General features: G+C 54.1%; 1 protein-coding gene. It reads left to right on the top strand.

Annotation, left to right across the window (positions count from 1 at the left end; genetic code table 11):
- Window positions 1-113: 113 nt before the first annotated feature.
- Window positions 114-1184 (top strand): ISLre2 family transposase (locus tag JMF85_RS27780; RefSeq protein WP_201319396.1); only part of this gene is annotated, 1071 nt, incomplete at its 3' end.

A 1184-nucleotide genomic window follows, 5' to 3' on the forward strand; every position in this document is an offset into this window, starting at 1 on the left:
TTAGTGTAAAATCTCCGTGGGTGTAGGAATTGGAAAAAGCGGATATAGAAAAAGAGCTTCTCCCTTGGTAAAGTGATGTTTGCGCACAACACACCAAGAAGGAGGAAGCTCCTGTGAGCCACTTTACCACAACAATGCCGACGATGAAAGAGATTGAGCAATGGATTTTCCGGAAAATGCAGGAGGAATTCGCTCGTGCGATGAAGCAGGTGCTGGAGGCGCTGGATCAGCAGATCCTGGAGCAACGGGACCGAGAGCGTTATCGAGTAAAGGACGAGCGTGAAACAAGCGTCAACACGGTGTTCGGGAACGTGCGCTTCAAGCGGAGATTGTATTGTGATCGTAGAAGCGGAAAATACGTGTATCTGCTGGATCAGCTGTTGCAATTCGAAGGGCGCGGGAAAGTCAGTCCGCATTTGGAGGAGACAGCCATCGCATTCGCAAGCCAAGGACCGTCGTACCGGGACAACGCTAAGCGGCTGGAGCAGCTGCTGGGATACAATGTGCTAAGCCATCAAGCGATCAGGGAAAAACTGATGGAGCGTGCGGAACAGCCGATGTCTGAGGTGAAGCGACGCCCAGCGCGAGTATTGTTCGTGGAAGTGGATGGGCTATACACGAAGCTGCAGCGGAGCAAGAAGCGCGGGATGGAGAACGCAATCGCGGTCGTACACGAAGGCTGGGAGAAGAACGGCAAGCGGGTGGAGCTGAAAAATAAACAGCATTACCTGCATACGAGCGGCGGCGACTTCTGGGAAGGGTTCGGGGACTTTCTGGTGGAGCGTTACGAAATCGACGAGAACACGTGGCTTGTGGTGAACGGAGACGGCGCGGCGTGGATCGGGGAATGTACATCCTACTTCCACCAATGCCTGTATATGCTGGATCGCTTTCATGTGGCGCGTGATTTGAAACGGTTTGTCGGACATTTGCCAAAGGTATGGGAGACCGTGAGACGGTCGCTGGCCAAACAGGACGCAGCCGCGCTTATGGCGGCCTTGGAAGGCGTGTCGGAGCAAGAGATAGCGGAAGAGAAGCGGAAGGATTGGAAGCCGTATAAAAGCTTTCTGAAGCGGCACGAGAAGCATTTGGACGACTACCGAAAAACACTCCAGGCGAAGGGGATCGACACAAGCGGCATGCGCCCGATGGGAAGCGCGGAATCGCAGATGCGTATATTCGCC

Source organism: Paenibacillus sp. EPM92 (assembly GCF_016586185.1).
Taxonomy (GTDB): Bacteria; Bacillota; Bacilli; order Paenibacillales; family NBRC-103111; genus Paenibacillus_G; species Paenibacillus_G validus.